General features: G+C 58.6%; 15 protein-coding genes and 2 rRNA genes (1 of these 17 running past the window's edge). 8 read left to right on the top strand and 9 right to left on the bottom strand.

Annotation, left to right across the window (positions count from 1 at the left end):
- A complete protein-coding gene (locus AO353_RS14620) occupies positions 1–1,317 on the bottom strand; it encodes an MFS transporter (RefSeq protein ID WP_054595592.1) in 1,317 nt (438 codons plus the stop codon).
- Between the two features lie 203 nt (positions 1,318–1,520).
- On the opposite strand from AO353_RS14620, the gene AO353_RS14615 reads away from it, so the two are divergent.
- The 4 genes from AO353_RS14615 to AO353_RS14600 all read left to right on the top strand — a co-directional run bounded on the left by AO353_RS14615 (position 1,521) and on the right by AO353_RS14600 (position 6,725).
- On the top strand, positions 1,521–2,939 hold the full coding sequence (locus tag AO353_RS14615) for a short-chain fatty acid transporter (protein WP_054595591.1): 1,419 nt from the start codon (positions 1,521–1,523) through the stop codon (positions 2,937–2,939).
- 102 nt (positions 2,940–3,041) lie between these two features.
- The gene (locus AO353_RS14610) at positions 3,042–4,742 is read left to right on the top strand and encodes an acid phosphatase (protein WP_054595590.1); all 1,701 of its coding nucleotides are present in this window, start codon (positions 3,042–3,044) and stop codon (positions 4,740–4,742) included.
- 112 nt (positions 4,743–4,854) lie between these two features.
- A complete protein-coding gene (locus AO353_RS14605) occupies positions 4,855–6,021 on the top strand; it encodes a hypothetical protein (protein ID WP_054595589.1) in 1,167 nt (388 codons plus the stop codon).
- A 182-nt stretch (positions 6,022–6,203) separates the two neighbouring features.
- Positions 6,204–6,725: an SET domain-containing protein gene (locus tag AO353_RS14600; RefSeq protein ID WP_054595588.1), complete on the top strand. Its 522-nt coding sequence runs from the start codon at positions 6,204–6,206 to the stop codon at positions 6,723–6,725.
- Between the two features lie 21 nt (positions 6,726–6,746).
- Here the strand turns inward: AO353_RS14600 and can are convergent, their stop codons facing one another.
- Positions 6,747–7,391 (bottom strand): carbonate dehydratase, encoded by a 645-nt coding sequence (gene can, locus AO353_RS14595; protein WP_054595587.1) that lies wholly within the window; start codon positions 7,389–7,391, stop codon positions 6,747–6,749.
- A 150-nt stretch (positions 7,392–7,541) separates the two neighbouring features.
- Between can and AO353_RS14590 the strand changes: the two genes are divergently transcribed.
- Positions 7,542–7,943 carry a hypothetical protein gene (locus AO353_RS14590; protein ID WP_054595586.1) on the top strand — a complete coding sequence of 134 codons (402 nt, stop codon included), beginning with the start codon at positions 7,542–7,544 and terminating at the stop codon, positions 7,941–7,943.
- Between the two features lie 159 nt (positions 7,944–8,102).
- On the opposite strand, the gene rimI is transcribed toward AO353_RS14590, so the two are convergent.
- Positions 8,103–8,555, bottom strand: a complete 453-nt coding sequence (gene rimI / locus AO353_RS14585; RefSeq protein WP_054595585.1) for a ribosomal protein S18-alanine N-acetyltransferase — start codon at positions 8,553–8,555, stop codon at positions 8,103–8,105.
- Entirely contained in the window at positions 8,548–9,294 is a 747-nt protein-coding gene (locus tag AO353_RS14580; protein ID WP_054595584.1) for an SPOR domain-containing protein, read from the bottom strand. Before AO353_RS14580 ends, rimI begins: the two co-directional genes overlap by 8 nt.
- Positions 9,295–9,512: 218 nt before the next feature.
- Between AO353_RS14580 and mksB the strand changes: the two genes are divergently transcribed.
- Genes mksB through mksF form a run of 3 tightly spaced genes read left to right on the top strand, consistent with a single transcriptional unit; the run spans position 9,513 to position 14,330 of the window.
- Positions 9,513–10,790, top strand: coding sequence for an Mks condensin complex protein MksB (gene mksB / locus AO353_RS14575; RefSeq protein ID WP_054598235.1), 1,278 nt, complete (start codon positions 9,513–9,515; stop codon positions 10,788–10,790).
- The gene (mksE, locus tag AO353_RS14570) at positions 10,780–11,493 is read left to right on the top strand and encodes an Mks condensin complex protein MksE (protein WP_054595583.1); all 714 of its coding nucleotides are present in this window, start codon (positions 10,780–10,782) and stop codon (positions 11,491–11,493) included. The genes mksB and mksE overlap by 11 nt, the downstream gene beginning before the upstream one ends.
- Complete coding sequence (gene mksF / locus AO353_RS14565; RefSeq protein WP_054595582.1) at positions 11,490–14,330, top strand: Mks condensin complex protein MksF; 2,841 nt, start codon at positions 11,490–11,492, stop codon at positions 14,328–14,330. Before mksE ends, mksF begins: the two co-directional genes overlap by 4 nt.
- Before the next feature lie 75 nt (positions 14,331–14,405).
- Here the strand turns inward: mksF and AO353_RS14560 are convergent, their stop codons facing one another.
- The 5 genes from AO353_RS14560 to AO353_RS14540 all read right to left on the bottom strand — a co-directional run.
- Positions 14,406–16,709, bottom strand: a complete 2,304-nt coding sequence (locus tag AO353_RS14560; protein ID WP_054595581.1) for a PqiB family protein — start codon at positions 16,707–16,709, stop codon at positions 14,406–14,408.
- Positions 16,702–17,325: a paraquat-inducible protein A gene (locus AO353_RS14555; protein WP_019693707.1), complete on the bottom strand. Its 624-nt coding sequence runs from the start codon at positions 17,323–17,325 to the stop codon at positions 16,702–16,704. Before AO353_RS14555 ends, AO353_RS14560 begins: the two co-directional genes overlap by 8 nt.
- On the bottom strand, positions 17,312–17,971 hold the full coding sequence (locus tag AO353_RS14550; RefSeq protein WP_054595580.1) for a paraquat-inducible protein A: 660 nt from the start codon (positions 17,969–17,971) through the stop codon (positions 17,312–17,314). Before AO353_RS14550 ends, AO353_RS14555 begins: the two co-directional genes overlap by 14 nt.
- Before the next feature lie 147 nt (positions 17,972–18,118).
- Positions 18,119–18,234 (bottom strand): 5S ribosomal RNA (gene rrf, locus AO353_RS14545).
- A gap of 157 nt (positions 18,235–18,391) precedes the next feature.
- Positions 18,392–20,146 (bottom strand): 23S ribosomal RNA (locus tag AO353_RS14540); it runs 1,136 nt beyond the window's last position.

The following is a 20,146-nucleotide window of genomic DNA, read 5'->3' as shown; positions in this document are numbered from 1 at the left end:
TCAGGGACTGCAGGCCACGCCAGCCGCATGATCGACCCGCGGCAGGCGCGAACCGAAGTAGAGCGCAGCGCCAATCCCGACCGCCCCCATCACCGCGCAGAACATCACACAGATCCATGGGCTCCACGGCATCAGGCCAATCAGCAGCAACGGCGTGATACTGGCCCAAATGGCGTAGGCAATGTTGTAGGTAAAGGAAATACCCGAGACACGAATCCGCGCCGGGAACAGGTTGACCATCACCGACGGCACCGCACCGACCACCCCGCAGCCCAGACCGGCAATGGCATAGGCCAGGCCAATCCAGTGTGCTCCGCCAATCAGGCTGGCGTAGAGCACGCCAATCCCCAACGGTAGCAGCAGGCTATAGAGCATCACTGTGCGCCAGGCACCGATACGGTCGACGATCAACCCGGCGATCACGCAGCCGACGTTCAGAAACACGATGCCCAGACTGCTCAGGGCGAAAGTATGACTGGCGGTCATGCCAAAGGTTTTCTGCATCATGGTCGGGGTGATAACGACGAAGGTCACCACCGCCGAGGTCAGCACGCAGGTGAGGATCACCGCCGGCAGCATTGCCAACCGATGCTCACGCAACACTGTGCGCAGCGGCAGCTCGACATGCCGTTCGCGACTCGCCTGCATGGCCATGAACACCGGGGTTTCATTCAGCCAACGACGCAACCAGACCCCAATCACCCCGAACACGCCACCTAACAGAAACGGGTAACGCCAGGCGTAATCGAGGATCTCCGTCGGGGTGTAGACCCGCGCCAGCAAGGTCGCCGTCAATGCACCGATCAAGTAACCAAAGGTCAGCCCGGCCTGCAGGAAGCCCAAGGCATAACCCCGGTGCGCGGCCGGTGCGTGCTCGGCCACGAACACCCAGGCGCTTGGCACTTCACCGCCCACCGCCGCGCCTTGTAGCACTCGCAGGAGCAACAACAGCAACGGTGCGAAATAACCGATCTGGGCGTAGGTCGGCATGATCCCGATCAGCAGGCACGGCAGCGCCATCATCAGGATGCTCAGACTGAAGACCTTCTTGCGCCCCAGCCGATCTGCGAAGTGCGCCATCAGAATCCCGCCCAGCGGCCGCGCCAGGTAACCGGTGACAAAAATCCCGAAACTTTGCAGCAAACGCAGCCACTCGGGCATTTCCGGAGGAAAGAACAGTTGGCTGAGGGTCAGGGCGAAAAATACGAAGATGATGAAGTCGTAGATTTCCAGCGCCCCGCCGAGCGCCGCCAGGCCCAGGATCTTGTAGTCAGACCGGGAGAACGGTGCCGGTCGTGCATCAAGGATGGCAGTCATAAAAAATGCTCTGAAATGGGCAAAAAACACACGGCGCCCATGGTCTACGCAAAAACGCGTTCGAACAACCCGTTAGACCATAGTCCCAAGTGTGCAAAACAGCACCGCAAAAACATCTTGATTGATTTACTGTTTATGTCTGAGCGCAAGGGCCTGCGCGGCCCGGCTCGCACCACAATAAACATAAAAATAGAGGTACTCCCGTGGCCGCCGCAATCGAAGATAGCCGCTCCGCCCGCTTTGCCCTGCACTGCTCGAACTTTGCCGAACGCTGGTTTCCCGACTCCTGGGTGTTTGCCGCGCTCGCGGTCATTATCGTTGCCGTGGCCACCATGATCATGGGCGCCAAGCCCACCGATGCCGCGATGGCCTTCGGTGACGGCTTCTGGAGCCTGATCCCGTTCACCATGCAAATGGCCTTCGTGGTGATCGGCGGCTATGTGGTCGCCAGCTCGCCACCGGCGGTAAAACTGATCGACCGCCTGGCGCGCATCCCGAAAAACGGTCGCTCGGCCGTGGCCTGGGTCGCCCTGATTTCCATGGTCGCGTCATTGCTCAACTGGGGACTGTCGCTGGTGTTTGGCGGTTTGCTGGTGCGTGCACTGGCGCGCCGTACCGATCTGCGTATGGATTACCGTGCCGCCGGTGCCGCCGCTTACCTGGGGCTCGGCGCAGTCTGGGCGCTGGGGCTGTCTTCGTCGGCAGCGCAGTTGCAGGCCAACCCGGCCAGTTTGCCGCCGTCGATCCTGTCGATCACCGGGATGATTCCATTCACCCAAACGATTTTCCTCTGGCAGTCCGGTGTGCTCTTGCTGGCGCTGATCGTGGTCTCGCTGATCATCGCCTATGCCACCGCCCCCGGCCCGAACTCCGCCCGTGACGCCAAGGCCTGCGGCATCGACCCGAGCTTCAGCCTACCGGCACCACAGCCACGCACTCGCCCTGGTGAATGGCTGGAGTACAGTCCGATATTGACCATTTTGCTGGTACTGCTGGCGGCCGGATGGTTGTTTCACGAGTTTTCGACCAAACCTGCGATCAGCGCGATCTCGGGCCTGAACACCTACAACTTCCTGTTCCTGATGCTTGGCGCCCTGCTGCACTGGCGCCCGCGCAGCTTCCTGGATGCGGTGGCCCGTGCGGTGCCGACCACCACGGGTGTGATGATCCAGTTCCCGCTGTACGGTTCCATCGCCGCGCTGATGACCGTGGTCAAAGGCACCGACGGCCAGACCCTGGCGCACCATATCTCGACCTTCTTCGTCAGCATTGCTTCCCACGACACCTATGCCCTGCTGATGGGCGTGTACTCGGCGATCCTCGGTTTCTTCATTCCGTCCGGCGGCGGTAAATGGATTATCGAAGCGCCGTACGTGATGCAAGTCGCCAACGACCTCAAATACCACCTGGGCTGGGCCGTACAGATCTACAACGCCGCCGAAGCCCTGCCCAACCTGATCAACCCGTTTTACATGCTGCCGCTGCTCGGCGTGCTCGGTTTGAAAGCGCGGGACCTGATCGGGTTTTCGTTCGTGCAACTGCTGGTGCACACGCCGCTGGTGCTGTTTCTGTTGTGGGCGCTGGGGACGACGCTTGCGTATGTGGCGCCGGTATTGCCTTAGTAAAAGGGGGTCTGAAACCCTCTTGTCACCTCGCCGTCATATCTCGCTGCTAGCGTCCAGCCGAAATATACGGCAACACTTTTCCGCAAAACAGGATTCAGGATGAACGACGACAAAACCGGCAACGATGCACCTCCTCCAGCAGACGACAGCCCCACCGACACCAGCCGTCGGCGCTTTCTGGGGGGCGTTGCAGTCCTCGGCGTCGGCGCAACGCTGAGTGCGTGCGGCAACACTGGCGACACGCCGGGTAAGCCGGAAGAGCGGCCACTGTCGCCTGCCGAGCTGGACAAGGCGTTGCACGACCAGGTGAAAAACGTGGTGGTGATCTTCGCCGAGAACCGCAGTTTCAATAACCTGTTCAGCGACTTCCCTGGCCTTGAAAAACCGTTGTCAGCGCTCAAGCCTGAGGATTATCAACAGCGCGACCGGGATGGCAGTCTGCTGGAAACCTTGCCGCCGGCCTGGGGTGGCGTGTTGCAGATCGGCCCGCAAACCCTTGATGGTGTGACGTATTCGAACGAAACCCAATTCCAGGAACACTTGCCCAATGCCCCCTACGCCCTCAAGGGCCCGAATGGCGAAGACTTGCCGTTTGGCCTGGTGACGCGGGATCTGTGGCATGTGTTCTATCAGAACCAGATGCAGATCAACGGCGGCAAGAACGACCGTTTTGTCGCCTGGGCCGACTCGGGCGGCTTGACCATGGGACATTACGCCCAAAGCCGTTATTCCCTGCGTCTATGGGATGTGGCTCGGGAGTTTGTGCTGTGCGACAACTTCTTCCAGGGTGCTTTCGGTGGCTCGTTTCTCAACCATCAGTACCTGATCAGTGCCGCCGTGCCGTTTTACCCGGATGCCGTCAACTCGGTGGCCAAGGCGCAAATCGCTTCACTGCAAAGCGATGACCCGCTCGACACGCGCCTCAAGCCACTGGAGAAATCCCCGGCCAGCGCCATGAACGGTCCACCGCAGTTCGGCCCCAGCGCCCTGACCCCGGATGGTTATGCGGTCAACACCATGGCCCCGCCTTATTGGCCGACCTGGATCCGCGATCCGGAACGCCCGGAATACGCCAAAGCCGATCTACCCAGTGTGCTGGTGCCGCAAACCCACGAACACATCGGCGACAAGCTGTCGAAGAAGAACATCGACTGGGCCTGGTACGCCGGCGCCTGGCAGGCGACGCTGGACCAGTTCAAGGACTCGGGGGGCATTCCGAAGATCCCCAACTTCCAGTATCACCATCAGCCGTTCAACTACTTCAAGCAGTTGGGTCCGGAGAACCCGGCAGAACGCAGTAAACACCTGCGCGATGGCGGTCTGGGTGACGAGTCGAGCACCAACCGTTTTTTTGCCGATGCCGAAGCCGGGAAGTTGCCGGCGGTGAGTTTCTACAAACCCCAGGGCAACCTGAACATGCACGCCGGTTATGCAGACGTGGCGTCCGGCGACCGGCATATCGTCCGTGCCCTGAAGGTGCTGCGCGAAAGCCCGCAGTGGAAAAACATGGTGGTCGTAGTCACGGTCGACGAAAACGGCGGCTGGTGGGACCACGTCGCGCCACCGCAAGGTGATCGCTGGGGCCCAGGCACGCGGGTGCCAGCGCTGGTGGTGTCGCCATTCGCCCGTAAAGGTACGGTGGATCACACGGTGTACGACACCGCGTCGATCCTGCGGTTAATCACCCGGGTGTTCCAGCTTGAGACGCTCGACGGGATCAAGCAGCGCGATACCGCAATGATTGCCCGAGGCCAGAAGCCGATGGGCGATTTGAGCAATGCGTTGCATTTTCCCGGCTGATTGATTTTCAGTCTTGCGATCTTTTCGCGTGGGTACTAGACCTATCAACGCAAGTGGTTTCAGTATGTAACCGCCCTCGCTTCCGGGGACCCACGCTGAAAAGGATCTGAGCATGTTCAAACTCGCAGGATTGAGCCTCACCCTCGCCGCCCTTACCTTGGGCGCTACCGCCCACGCCGATACCGACCTGAAACTGGGCAGTACCGAACGGGTAACGCAGCTGTTCGCCTACCCCAACAACTGCAACGTGATTTGCTATCGCGACTGGACGCTGGAGCAAACGGTCGAACACTACCTGACCCAAAGCGTTCAGCGAGATGGCTACGCCACGGCAAAGGTCCAGGTAAAAACCGATAACAATCAACTCTACGCAAACATCAGCGGCGTGCCAAAGGACTACGCGAAACCGTTGACTGCATTGCTCGATGCCGGTGATCTGGCCCACGCCGGCGCCAACAAACTGAACGCCGACGGCAAGTGGGCATACAACTGGTACCTGTTCCTGCCCTTGGGCATGGCGCTGGAAAACCGCAAAAGCGTCGAGCTGCTGCATTTCCCACCGGACTATTCGCTGACCCAGGCCCAGGACTACCTGGAATCGAAGACCACCGACCGCTGGGCCACGCTACTGACTGCCAACGGTATCGCCGCCAGACAAACACCGGCCTACCAGACCATCATCGACATCGCGCCGATTGCCGCCCCTTCCACCGCTGGCAAGGACCTTGAAGGCGTCTACGGCTACTTCAAGGACTACCAGACCACTCTGGTCAAGCAATTCAGCCAGACCAGCAGCGGCGTGACCTTGCCGATGGTCGCGTTTGGTGCACCGGTGCGCAACTGGGTCAAGGAGCAGTATGGGCAGACCGTGGCCGTGTTGGGTCTGGCACAAATCATCCCGACCCCGGGCGTGAAGGTGCCGGTGCTGGGTTCTAACCACCCAAGTTACATTTGGTATGCGGCCGACCCGGCGAATTATGACGACGATCAGGCCAAGGCCGATGCCGTGGGTTTGAAGGTGATGGGGCAAGACTTGAGTGCGGCTTGCTGGCAAGCGGGTATGGGCAGCAAACCCGGCAGTGACCCGAGTGCACAACTCAACACCTGCACGCAAACCTGGCAAGTGGCCCAGAAAGAGAAAACCTGCGAGCTGTTCTACACCTCGATCCGCAATCTGACGCCCGAGCAAGCCGCAACCAAGTGTTCGGCCCCGGACATCAAACCCCAACTGGACCAGTTGAAGGTACCTGCACCCGCACTGGCTACATCGCACCTGTAATCCTGCGGACACGCTTGCTGCGTAAGTATTCGCTGACGCAGCAGGCAGCCTCTATCGCCTGTCAGATCTGACAGTAGACCCTCTGTTTCATTTGCGAGACTCTTTAGGCGTACCCATGTGCTGCAGGGCTGGCAGGATCGCCAGCTTCCTGTGGTCGCAGCGCCCAATGAACAAGGATCGTTATGAAGCCTCAGGCCAGGGATAAGGCAGCTACGCTGTCAAGCAGTTGCATTTACCCGAACAAAGAACTCAGTGCCCGCCAGGGCTACCCCTCCAGAGCTCACTTCACAGTTATCCAGACTGACGATGGGCGCGGCGCGGCAATCACGGCACAGCGCGATTACCTGCGCATCAGTCGTATCTGTCGGGTATCGGGACTGCTGATGCATATCCGCCGTTTGCATACCCTGCAACTGGCGCCGGGTATCCACGTCTACGACCCGTTTTTTTCCGGACTACTGCTGCACTCCTGCGACCCTAACGTCTTTCTCGACATGAGCGAACTGTGTTTATGGGCTCTGAAGGACATCGCACCTGGCACAGTGCTGTGCATGGACTACGCCAGCACTGAAGAGAAGCTGACACGTCAGTTTGCCTGTCAGTGCGGCTCGCCCGATTGCCGTGGCTGGATCACCGGCTACGATGATCCGCCAAACGCCGAAGGCCAGAAGTTCTTGCAACACTGGCATCGACATAGCCCCTGATAAACGGAGGCTCAGCGCCGTTTACAAGGCACCGACCGGACGCAAACGGTATTGCGGCGGCAGTTGCTCGAAACCGCTGATGGTCGCGTTCAGGCTCTTCCAGCGACCGTCCTTGATCCCGTAGATGCAACCATGGACCGACAGGCTCTGCCCACGGTGCCAGGCATTTTGCACAATACTGGTATGACCGACATTGGCCACTTGCTGGATCACGTTGAGTTCGCAGAGACGGTCGACCCGCTCTTCTTCAGTCGGCAATTGGCCAAGCTCTTCGCGGTGTTCGTAATAAAGATCGCGAATCGAGCGCAGCCAGCCGTCGATCAGGCCCAACTGGCGGTCCTGCATCGAGGCGCGCACGCCGCCGCAACCGTAATGGCCGGTGACCAGGATGTGTTTGACCTTCAGCACATCCACCGCGTACTGAATCACTGACAGGCAGTTAAGGTCGGTGTGCAGCACCACGTTGGCAACGTTACGGTGTACGAACAAGTCACCAGGCAACATGCCGACGATTTCGTTGGCCGGTACGCGCGCGTCGGAGCAACCGATCCACAGGTATTCCGGCGTCTGTTGGCGGGCCAGCTTGGCGAAGAAGTCAGGATCTTCCTGCTTGATCGCATCGGCCCAACGCGCGTTGTTATCAATCAGATCTTGTAATTCGTTCATGCTCTGAAGCCTCAAGAATGATGCACTGCTTTGACAGACAACCGCCCGTCGGGGTCACGCGGATGTTGCAGTAGCCGAACAGAAATGCCTTGGAATCTTTAAGGGTAACGCCTGTCCACCCTATAAGGCCCCACATTATGAGGAATTTCCATGACTGATTCACGACGTCCTTACGGCGCGGTCCAACCCGAGCCTATCGACGACAACGAAGACCGCATGGGTTCGATGCGCGAGCTGGATTTCGATGAAGAAGAACCCGGCGAGACTATCGGTGGCCTGACCCGCGAGCACGAGCGTGAGCAACAAATGCCCAGCGAACGCGTACGTGAAAAAGGCACGGGCGGGACCGCGGCTGACGACGAACCCATTGACGACGACATGAGCCCGGAAAACCTGATTCGCGAAGATGGCGCCCGTGACGCTCATGAGGCCGGAGAAGACTTCAGCGCCGATTGGGACTTGAGCATTGTCGATGAGGACGAAATCGGCGGCGGCAACGGGCTGGATGAGGCGGAACTGGCAGAGCGCGATCCGGTTGATGGCAATCGGTAATCCTGTGGCGAGGGAGCTTGCTCCCGTTGGGTCGAGAATCGGCCCTGAAATCAGCAACCGCGATTTATCAGAAAGAGCGCGTTAGCCGATTTTAAGACTGCTTAGCCCGAGTGCGGACCGGCCGGCGGGAGCAAGCTCCCTCGCCACATTGGATGTGCGTCAGTCGACCAACGTGCAGGCCATCACCACCGCATCTTCACGCCCACCGACCGCCGGGTAGTAATCACGACGGCGACCGACTTCATTGAAACCATAACGCTCATACAGACGGAATGCCGCCTGATTGCTGTCGCGCACTTCCAGGAAACATTCCCGGGCTTTGGCTTCATACGCACGGGACATCAAGTGCTCAAGCAGCCTCAAACCCAGCCCGCGCCCCTGATTTTCCGGTTTGACCGTGATGTTCAGCAGATGCGCCTCATCGAGGATGATCTGCACCACACCGTGGCCAACCTGTTGCTGACCTTCGAACATCAGCCAGATCTGGTATTTGCCCAGACCATCAAGAAAAATCCCACGGGTCCAGGGATGGCTGAACGCCGCGTATTCAATTTTCAGTACAGCGTCCAAATCCGCTTCAGTCATCGGGCGGAACGATACAGCGTCACTCATTCGATTCTTTCCAACGCGCCATCAGCCGACGCATGGCTTGCCAGGCATCAGCCTTACGCTGTGGCTCTTCCATTAATAATTCCAGGCCGGGCAGCGCCCAGACCGACCCCAGGCCTTCAACCTGAAGTTCGCGGTTGTAGGCTTCAGTATTTGCCTCACCGGCAAAACGCACCGCCGGCAGGCCGATCAACCACAGGCACACACAAGGCGCGTCTTCCAGGCGAGCCGAAAGGAACCCTTGAACGAAATCGCGGGCAGCTTCCGGGCCCTGATCCATCGTTCCGCGTACCAGCAGCGGCCAGCGGACCGGTTCGCCGACAATTTGCGGGCTGTCCGGCAGACCGGCGGCGCGCAGCATGTCCTTGAGCAGCAAGTAGGCTGGATCGCGAGTCTGGAACGCACCGCCTGTGGGTAACTCCACCAGCAGCAGGCAACGGCCGGCCCGCAACAATTGCAGGGCAAAACGCGGCGGCGGCACTTGCGGCGCCTTGGCCACGACCGGTGCGTCTTCGGCGTCCTCGACCGGCTTGCTCGCTGGGCGCGCAACAGAAGGCGTCGGGCGCGGCACTTCGACCTTGACCCGTTCGGCCGGCTTGGCCACAGGCTCTACGGCCGCTTTCGCGACCTGCGTCGGCGCAATCGGCGTCTCGACCAACGGCTCCGGCGCTTCCAGCAGCTCGGGCCGCGACGGTGCGGCAAAGGGCAATTCGGTGCGCGGCAGCCAGTTGACCACCTGCATGGCGGTCAAATAGGCGCGGCGACGGGACTCGATAAGCAAAGGTCGGCCACTTGTGGATAACGGATAGTGCAGGGATTCTACCGCCCTTCGCTCAAGATCGCCCGCAGTTGATCGATAGAAAAGCGGCTGTCCGTCCCGTCGATGCCTCGAGAGTGATTCCCATCGCACGTGATGCAGTACAATCGCTGCTTTTAATCGCCAACCAGCCGGCCATTCCAATGATCGAACCCAAGCGCGTCTTGCGCGCCCTCGCCGAACACTGGGCACTTCTGGAGCCTTTGTGCGAGCACTTCGACCAAGGCACCCTGAGCCTCAACGAACTGCGCTCACAGCTGGCCGCCCAGCAACTGGACAGCACGCCACAGGACATCACCAGCCTGCTGGACGTGTGGATCCGCCTCGACATTCTGGTTCCGGTGGCCAAAAGCCCGAACCGTTTTGAGCTCAACGCGCAGATTCACGACTTCCTCGCCTACCTGCGCCGTGAGCACCGTCTGGGCCTGTGCCTGGAAATCGAAGCCTACCTGCGCCATCTGGAGCGGCTGGCCGGTTACATTCAGGACGCTTTCGACATCCGCGACGGCAATGATCTGGCACGCCAGCTGCGTTTGCTCGACATGCGCGTGCGCGATGTCCTGAAAAAACTCGCCAACGACGAACAAGCCCTGGTGGCCGTTGCCGAGCGGGCCAAGACCAGCGACCGGCAGATTCCGCTGCGTCAGCGTTATGCCGAAGTGCTGGCGACGTGGGACGAATACGTCGAGCCGATGATTCAGTTGGTCAACGCCGACGGCGCCTTCGAGCAAGGCGTGCGCAAGGTTGAAAACGTGCTGCTGCGCATGCTCAGCGAACAACAGCGCCTCGGCCATCTGGTCGACGACGACATGTTGCTGCGCACCCACGCGCGCATCCTCGAAATGCAGACCAGCGCCCAACTGACCTTGCGTCATGCTCGCGAGCTGTTGCTGCCGCTGCGTGAAGAGGCCCGTCGGCACAACGCCGTAACCCGTGGCGCGGCGCTGGCACTGTCGATGATCCGCCGCAAGGGCATCGACGCAGTGCCGCAAGCGGCGATGCCGATGTTCACCCGCCCGCAAAGTACCTTCCTCGGCAGCGCCAGTCAGGTCGAAGCCTACGTTTATGCACTGGCGCGTTTCGAGCCAAAACCGGCACGTTTCCCCAAGGCCCACAAAACCCAAAAAGGCGAAGCCCCGCGGGCACCGCGCACCGTTCGGGAAATGCTCGAACGCTGCGAAGACGCGCTGCCGATGCCGGATTTGATGACCTGGCTGCTGGAACAGGAACCGGACGGCGCGACCGACGAGTTGCTGTACTGGTTCTCCCGTCTATCACGGGAAAAACGCTTCAAGCGCGAGCGCCTGGAACGCCGCGATTACCACACTCACGAGCACCAGGTCAGCCTGCGCTCCTTCGCCCTGCTCTCGGCCCGCGATGACGCGCCCGAGAATTCTGCGAGCACATCTAATGCATCTTGATCTATCCGAACTGTCTCAGCTGGCGCCGATCTTTCGCGAGCTGTTCAAGGGCTACCACGTCAGCCGTCGCGATCCTGAACTCTACGCGCAGCTGTCGAACTTTCAGGACCAGTACCGCACGCTGTTCAAGGCCCTGGGGTTTGAACTGGTCTGCGACACCCGTGGTTTCTACTACTTTGTGCCGGACCTCGCCGCTGCAGCGGTGAACAAGACCGCCCAGCGCTTGGCACTGTTCACCTTCATCCTCGTCGAGCATCTGGCTGACCAGGGCCGCGATCCGATTGCCGTCCTCGATGGCGGCAGCCTCGGTCGCGATGAACTGCCGTCGTTGCTGGAAAAATACCGCGACCTGTTCATTCAGGCCGAAGTGCAGACCGTCGAAGAACTCGAAGAAAAGATCATGCGCCGCATGACCCAGCTCGGGTTCGCCAGCGAAGAGAACGGCATCTACCGTTTCCTGCCGCCGATGCACCGTTTCCTCGACGTTTGCCTGTCGGTCCAGCAAGACCGCGACCTGGCCGCCAGCTTGCACAGCGTGCTGCCATTGCCGGTGCCAGTGCTGATCGATGACGACAGCGACGAAAAACTGCTGAAAACCGATGATCCGCTGGATCTCAGAGAATTTGAGGTAGAGAGCGCCGAAGACAGCGAAGAAGACGCGCTCGCGCGTGCCATTGCCGAAGAACAGGAGCTCGACGCATGAGCAAGGAACGCTACGGCATCCGCCGCTTTGCCCTTTTGAACACCGCCGGTTACAGCCTCGGCTTGTTCCCGCTGGAAGAGCCGCTGTCGGTCTACGGCGCGAACAACCTCGGTAAATCCGCCTCGATCAACGCCTTGCAGTTCCCGATCCTGGCGCGCATGTCGGACATGAGCTTCGGCAAGTACAGCCTGGAACAATCGCGGCGTTTCTATTTCGCCACCGACACCAGTTACATCCTGGTCGAAGTCGCCCTGCCCCACGGTCCCCACGTGATTGGCGTGGTCGGACGTGGCCCGGGCGGTGGGTTCGGTCACCAGTTTTTCGCCTACGCGGGCAAACTGGACCTGGCCCATTACCAGAAAAACGATACCTGCCTGCGCCAGAAAGAGCTGTTCACCAACCTTGAGCGCGAAGGCCTGAAAGCCTACGAACTCAAGCCGGATGAATTGCGCCGCTTGCTGGTCGGTGGCCACACCTCGGTCCCGTTGGACCTGACGCTGATCCCGCTGCGCTCCACCAGCGAGCAGAGCCTGAAAACTTTCCGCGCACTGTTCATCAACCTGCTGCACATGCGCGAAATCACTGCGGCCAAGCTCAAGCAACTGTTCCTCGATGCCTTTGAACACAGCCTGCGTTCCGGCAGTGTCGATTACATTGCCGCCTGCGAAGAAGCCTTCCGCGACGTGCGCCGCATGGAGCAGGATTACAACTCGCTGGTCACCGCCGGCCCGTTGGTCGAAGCGCTTGCTGCCGGCGTGACCCAGCGCAACATCCTGCGCGGCAAGTTGCACCGCATCTCGCCGTTGCTCGACTCGTTGCTCGGCACCTGGTCGGACTACGCCAGCGCACGCAAGGAAGAGCTGACGATTCAGGCCGAACACTACCGCAACGAACAGGACGCGCTGCAAAACGATCAGCGCGGCGGTACTCAGGAACTGATGCGCCTGGAGCGCGAAATCACTGGCATCCAGCGCTGGCTGGGCGAGTTGTCGGTGCTCAAGCATCGCTTCGCCCTGGTCGATGACGTCAAGGTGCTTGAACAGCAACTGCTCGCCGCCAAGGACGCACACGATGAATTGGCCGGTGCGCTGGCACAGTCCCGTCAATTCAGTGCCGAAGACCTCGAAGAGCGTCTGCGGGATCTGGAAAAACGCCTGAAGTCGGTCAAGCAGCAACTCGATCACGCCGACAACAATAGCTACGCCCGCTTGCGCGAAGAGTTCTCGCAACAGGACGTCGAACGCCTGATGCGTCTGTTCAACAGTGCGCTGTTCAGCTTGCCCTTGGGCGAACATGGCATTGCCCTGAACGAAGACGGCCAGTGGGTCAAATCCATGGAGCTGATCCTTGATGGCTTCAAGGGCGAGCGCTTCGAAGTGCCGGGCCTGTCCATCGACCTGTCGCACATCGAGCCGCCGGCCCTGCAAGCCCTGGCCGACCGTGCCGCGCTGCGTGATCAGAAAGACCGCCTGGACAAAGAACTCAAGCAACTGAAAACCCAAGCGGCCGTCGTGGCGGACCGCGCGGCCAGCAAGACCCAGACCGAAGCGCTGTACCAACAAGTGCTGGATGCGCAAAAAGCCCTGGAAGACTTCCGCCGCTCGCAAACCCTGAGCGCCGAGGAAGGCGACAAGCTGGAGCAACTGGCTCAAATGGAAGCTGCGCAGGACGAGTTGAAGCGTTCCAGCGATGCCTTCACCGAACGCGTCCAGCAACTGTCGGCCAAGCTGCAACTGGTCGGCCGGCAGATCGGCGACATGGAAGCCAAGCAACGCACTCTCGACGACGCCCTGCGCCGCCGTCAGCTGTTGCCGGCAGACTTGCCGTTCGGTACGCCGTTCATGGACCCGATCGACGATTCCATGGACAACCTGCTGCCGCTGCTCAATGACTATCAGGACAGCTGGCAAGGCCTGCTGCGTGTCGACGGGCAGATTGAAGCGCTTTACGCGCAGGTTCGCCTCAAGGGCGTGGCCAAGTTCGACAGCGAAGACGATGTCGAGCGTCGCCTGCAATTGCTGATCAACGCTTACGCGCACCGCACCGACGAAGCCCTGACCCTCGGCAAGGCGCGTCGTGCAGCGGTAACCGACATCGCCCGGACCCTGCGCAACATTCGCAGCGACTACGACAGCCTTGAACACCAACTGGCGCTGTTCAACCGCGAGATCAACAAACGTCAGGTCTCCAACCTGCAAAGCTTCCGCATCGTGCTGGCGCCGAACAAGGAAGCCCTCAAGCACATCGACCAGATCATCCACAGCGCAGGTCAGTATGAGGAAGGCGAAACCCTGTCGGTGTTCGACCTGAGTCAAAGCGCCGATCAGGACAACAAGAACGAAGAAGCCAAGGAATACCTGGCACGGTTGGTGGCTGCGAACCACAACCAGTTGGGCCTGAAGGACCTGTTCGAACTGGCATTCGAAATCACCAAGGTCAACGGCCAGCCGGTGATTCACACCGACATCGATGGCGCGGCGTCCAACGGCACCACCATGACCATCAAGGCGCTGACCAACATGTACTTGTTGCTGCACTTGATGGATCGCGACCAGGCCGGGCGTGTACGTTTGCCGTACTACCTCGACGAGGCCGCGGACATCGACGAGAAAAACCAGGCCGCCTTGCTGGAAACCAGCTTGCAGCTGGGCTTCGTACCGATCCTCGCCAGTGTGAAGCCGCAGGTCTGCGCCAGTGTTGCCATCGACCTGGAAGGTGGCAGCGGGCCGCAGGGTATCTACATCGACGAGGCAGACTGGAAGTACATTCGCCGGCATGACGAGGTGAAGGCGACGGTCAACGTTGAGTCGACTGAACCGGAACTGGACGAGGTCTGATCCTTTTACCGGCGTCGTAACGAAAAAGGCCGCGATCCAATGGATCGCGGCCTTTTTTATGGTTGCCGTTGCGAGTTATTTACCGAGGGAAATCTTCGGCGCCCAGCTCAGCCATTCATCTTCGAACTTGTCGAAAAGCGGAAAGGTCTGCTCGGGCCGTGCCGGACTGCCCATGCGATCTCCTTCCGGAGTAGCGAACGCAATGCCGCCCTGGATCAGCGTCTCCAGCGACTCGGTCCGCACCGTTGCGCCTTTGAACAGCCCGAAGTCCAGGCCAAAGCCGCTGGTGTTCCAGAAACGTGTTCCGCTGCGTACCAACGGCGCGTACTTCGGCTCGATCAGGATGTGGACCAACACGCGATCCGCCGTTTGACCCAGTTCATAGCCGGTGACTTTGCCGACGGTGATTTCACGATAAGTCACCGGCACGCCGGTTTTCAGCGAACCACGGCGAGCGGCGCTCAACACCAGACTCAGACCGGCCTCTTCCTTGACAGACTCTGGAGGATTGGCCAGTGCCACGAAATTTTTCTGTGGACCAAGGTTTTTCGCGGCGGGCTGAACCTCGATGTATTGCCCGGAGACCAGGGTTTCCAGGTTGGACGTTTTGATCAGGCCCAATTCCGGCTTGACCACCCAGAACTGGCTGCCGACTCGAGCAATGCGCTCCGGCACTTCGGTGATCCGTGCGGTAAGCAGCACCGACTGCAGATCATCACTGAGGTCGACGCTTTCTACCTTACCGACATCCAGACCTTTGAAGCGAATCGGCGTGCCGGTACGCAAACCGTCGGCACGATCGACTTTGATCGTGACTACAGCGCCTTTCTGGCTCGCCTCGTCACGGTTGGCGAACAAACGGAAACGCGGAATCCGCTTCTGCAACGGCGCCGTAGCTTTCGGTGTTTCGAACGCAATACCGCCGGCCATCAGGCTTTGCAGAGATTCACTTTTGACCTGAATCCCGCCGGTGAGGCCACCGGTCAGGGTAATTCCGCTGGCGTTCCAGAATCGCGTCGAGGCGTTGACCAGTCCTTCGTACTCCTTCTCGATGTGTACACCGATGACCAACTGCTTTTTGGTACGAGAGAACTGATAGCTCTGCACCGACCCGACCTTGACCTGCTTGTAGAGAATCGGGCTGCCGACTTCCAGCGAACCGAGATTTTCGGTGAACAGCACCAGGTGCAGACCTGGAGACCGCAGATCCAGCGGCGGCGGCTTCGGCCGGGCTTCGAATTCACGTTGCGGCGCGCCGCCCTTGTCGCCTGGGCGCACGGCAATGTAGTTACCTTTGACCAACGCCTCCAACCCGGTGATCCCGGCCAGCGAGATTGAAGGTTTGACCACCCAGAACTGAGTCCCGGTCACCAGGTAATCCTCGGCCAGTGGATCAAGGGTCAGCTCGGCCGTGGCACTGGACAAGTCCGGGTCGATCTTGAGCGCTTTCAGGTTACCGACCTGGATACCTTTGTACATCACGGGTGTGCGGCCGGCCTGCAGGCCTTCGAAGTCGCTGAGTTTCACTTTGACACGAATACCGGCCTGAGCGGCGTCGAAGTCTTCATAGAGACGAAACGGCAAGCTTGGATCGGTGGGCGGGCTGTCTTTGCGGTTGTCCGGCGTGGCGAAGGCGATACCGCCCGCAACGATACTGGCCAGCGACTCGCTGCGCACTTTCACCCCTGACAGGTTGGCGTCAATGCTGATCCCGCTGGCATTCCAGAAGCGCGTATGTTTGCGCACCAGGTTGGCGTAGGTGGGCTCGATAAAGACTTTGATCTCGACGGTGCTCTGGTCTTCGGACAGCAGGTAGCTTTTCACCTGGCCAACCTGGATCTGCTTATAGAACACCGGACTGCCACGGTTCAGGGAACCCAGACGATCAGCCTTGATGGTCAAGTGCAAGCCTGGCTTGGAGTCAGACAGCGGTGGCTCTTTGGTCAAGGCGGTGAACTTGCGGCTTGGCTCACCCTCACCCGGGCTGATCGCCACGTAGTTACCTGAAACCAACGTTTCCAGGCCAGTAATCCCGGCCAGGGTGACGCTCGGCTTAACCAGCCAGAAGCGCGTGCTGGTCTTCAGGTACTGTTCGACGTCCTTGTTCATTTCGATGGTAGCGATAACCCCGCGGGTTTTTCCCTCGTCATCCAGCGCCAGGCTTTTTACCTTGCCGACCGGCATGCCTTTGTAGACAACTTCGGTCTTGTTGACCTGAATGCCTTCGCCACTTTCGAAGCGAACCTGAACCTCGATGCCGGTCTCATTGTAGGCACGCCAGCCCAGCCATCCGCCAATCATCAAGGCGATCAGGGGCAGAACCCAAATGGCCGACCAGTTCGAGGCCGGTCGAGTTTTAGCTTTAGGCAAATCAGTCATGGTCGTCGTCCGACTCCGTGTTATCCCAAATCAGTCGGGGATCGAAAGTTACTGCAGCAAGCATTGTTAAAATCACCACACTGGCGAAGGCCACCGCACCGAGATTCGCCTCGATACTGGCAAGTCGACCAAAGTTCACCACCGCCACCAGAATGGCGATCACGAAAATATCCAGCATTGACCATCGACCAATGAACTCGATAAACCGATACATCACGATACGTTGCCGTGCGGATAAAGGCTGACGCCGCTGTACAGAAAACAACAGCAATGCGATGCCCACCAATTTGAAGGTCGGTACCAGAATACTGGCGACAAACACCACAGCAGCAATCGGAAACATTCCGTGCTGAACCAGGGTGATCACGCCGGACATGATGGTATCGCCTTCACCCTGTCCTAATGTACTGACGGTCATGATCGGCAACACATTAGCGGGTATATAGAGAATCGCCGCGGTAATCAGCAACGCCCAGGTGCGCATCAAACTATTGGGGCGACGCGCATGGACCAGTGCTCCACAGCGAGTACATGTCTGCTCGTCGGTGTCCGGTTCCTGCTTGTTAAGCTCATGGCATTCGATACAAATCAGAATGCCTGCATCAATTGCCCGCATGAGCATCCTCTCCTGACAACGCTTGCCAGATCTGATGAGGCGACATCACTACCTCAAGTAATACCTGTACCAATAGCAAACTGATAAAGCACGCCAGACCCACGCCAACCGTTATCGACGCAAGGTCTGCCAGTTTGACGATGGCCACCAGCACGCCCATCAAATAGACCTCGAGCATTCCCCAGTCGCGTAGATGGTGATAGATGCGATAGAGCAGCAAGCCGTAGCTGCGCCCTATATCAAAACGAACGCTCAGCAGTACCAACAACTGACAGAGCAACTTGAGCAACGGGATTCCCATGCTGCACAGAAACACCACTACCGCTACGCCTTGCATCCCGGTATCGAATAGGCCAACGACGCCACTCCAGACAGTGTCGTGCGACGACTGCCCGAGTAGATGGAGTTGCATGATGGGTAAAAAATTCGCCGGAACATACAACAGCAGCGCGGCGATCACTAAGGCGAGGCTACGTTCCACGACATTGTGCCGGTGGGCATAGAGCTCATAACCACAGCGTGGACATAGGGCTTTCTCGCCATGAGCGAGTTGCGGCTTGCGCATCAGTAAATCGCACTCATGACACGCCACCAAGTCGTCCAGCGGTAAATCTGACAGCCCTGGGGCGTCAACCGAATCTGGCATAAAGGGCTCGGGCTCTGAAAATGACCGGCCTATTCTAGTGTTCTGGCCGAGAAATAACTGTGCAAATTTGTCTGGATTCCGGAATCAACTTTCTCGCAGGCAAAACAAAACCCCAACTGCTTTCGCAATTGGGGTTTCGGAATTTAATCTTGACGATGACCTACTCTCACATGGGGAAACCCCACACTACCATCGGCGATGCATCGTTTCACTGCTGAGTTCGGGATGGGATCAGGTGGTTCCAATGCTCTATGGTCGTCAAGAAATTCGGGTACTGAGTCGTGACCTGTTGGTCTCGCTTCAGCAAATTGGGTATGTGATAGATCTCGGTGTTTGTGAGCAGCTCGAACTTTCGGTTCGTTTCGTCTTCACACACCGCAATCTGGCCTCTTTCGAGTTCGCAAATTGCTTGGGTGTTATATGGTCAAGCCTCACGGGCAATTAGTATTGGTTAGCTCAACGCCTCACAGCGCTTACACACCCAACCTATCAACGTCGTAGTCTTCGACGGCCCTTCAGGGGACTCAAGGTCCCAGTGAGATCTCATCTTGAGGCTAGTTTCCCGCTTAGATGCTTTCAGCGGTTATCTATTCCGAACATAGCTACCCGGCAATGCCACTGGCGTGACAACCGGAACACCAGAGGTTCGTCCACTCCGGTCCTCTCGTACTAGGAGCAGCCCCTCTCAAATCTCAAACGTCCACGGCAGATAGGGACCGAACTGTCTCACGACGTTCTAAACCCAGCTCGCGTACCACTTTAAATGGCGAACAGCCATACCCTTGGGACCGGCTTCAGCCCCAGGATGTGATGAGCCGACATCGAGGTGCCAAACACCGCCGTCGATATGAACTCTTGGGCGGTATCAGCCTGTTATCCCCGGAGTACCTTTTATCCGTTGAGCGATGGCCCTTCCATACAGAACCACCGGATCACTAAGACCTACTTTCGTACCTGCTCGACGTGTCTGTCTCGCAGTCAAGCGCGCTTTTGCCTTTATACTCTACGACCGATTTCCGACCGGTCTGAGCGCACCTTCGTACTCCTCCGTTACTCTTTAGGAGGAGACCGCCCCAGTCAAACTACCCACCATACACTGTCCTCGATCCGGATAACGGACCTGAGTTAGAACCTCAAAGTTGCCAGGGTGGTATTTCAAGGTTGGCTCCACGCGAACTGGCGTCCACGCTTCAAAGCCTCCCACCTATCCTACACAAGCAAATTCAAAGTCCAGTGCAAAGCTATAGTAAAGGTTCACGGGGTCTTTCCGTCTAGCCGCGGATACACTGCATCTTCACAGCGATTTCAATTTCACTGAGTCTCGGGTGGAGACAGCGCCGCCATCGTTACGCCATTCGTGCAGGTCGGAACTTACCCGACAAGGAATTTCGCTACCTTAGGACCGTTATAGTTACGGCCGCCGTTTACCGGGGCTTCGATCAAGAGCTTCGCGTTAGCTAACCCCATCAATTAACCTTCCGGCACCGGGCAGGCGTCACACCCTATACGTCCACTTTCGTGTTTGCAGAGTGCTGTGTTTTTAATAAACAGTCGCAGCGGCCTGGTATCTTCGACCGGCATGGGCTTACGGAGCAAGTCCTTCACCCTCACCGGCGCACCTTCTCCCGAAGTTACGGTGCCATTTTGCCTAGTTCCTTCACCCGAGTTCTCTCAAGCGCCTTGGTATTCTCTACCCAACCACCTGTGTCGGTTTGGGGTACGGTTCCTGGTTACCTGAAGCTTAGAAGCTTTTCTTGGAAGCATGGCATCAACCACTTCGTGTTCTAAAAGAACACTCGTCATCAGCTCTCGGCCTTAGAATCCCGGATTTACCTAAGATTCCAGCCTACCACCTTAAACTTGGACAACCAACGCCAAGCTGGCCTAGCCTTCTCCGTCCCTCCATCGCAATAACCAGAAGTACAGGAATATTAACCTGTTTTCCATCGACTACGCTTTTCAGCCTCGCCTTAGGGACCGACTAACCCTGCGTCGATTAACGTTGCGCAGGAAACCTTGGTCTTTCGGCGTGGGTGTTTTTCACACCCATTGTCGTTACTCATGTCAGCATTCGCACTTCTGATACCTCCAGCAAGCTTCTCAACTCACCTTCACAGGCTTACAGAACGCTCCTCTACCGCATCACCTAAGTGATACCCGTAGCTTCGGTGTATG

Source organism: Pseudomonas fluorescens (genome assembly GCF_001307155.1).
Classification (GTDB): domain Bacteria; phylum Pseudomonadota; class Gammaproteobacteria; order Pseudomonadales; family Pseudomonadaceae; genus Aquipseudomonas; species Aquipseudomonas helvetica.
The sequence above is the reverse complement of the archived record's forward strand: the minus strand, read 5'-3'. Positions and strand labels throughout refer to the sequence as shown.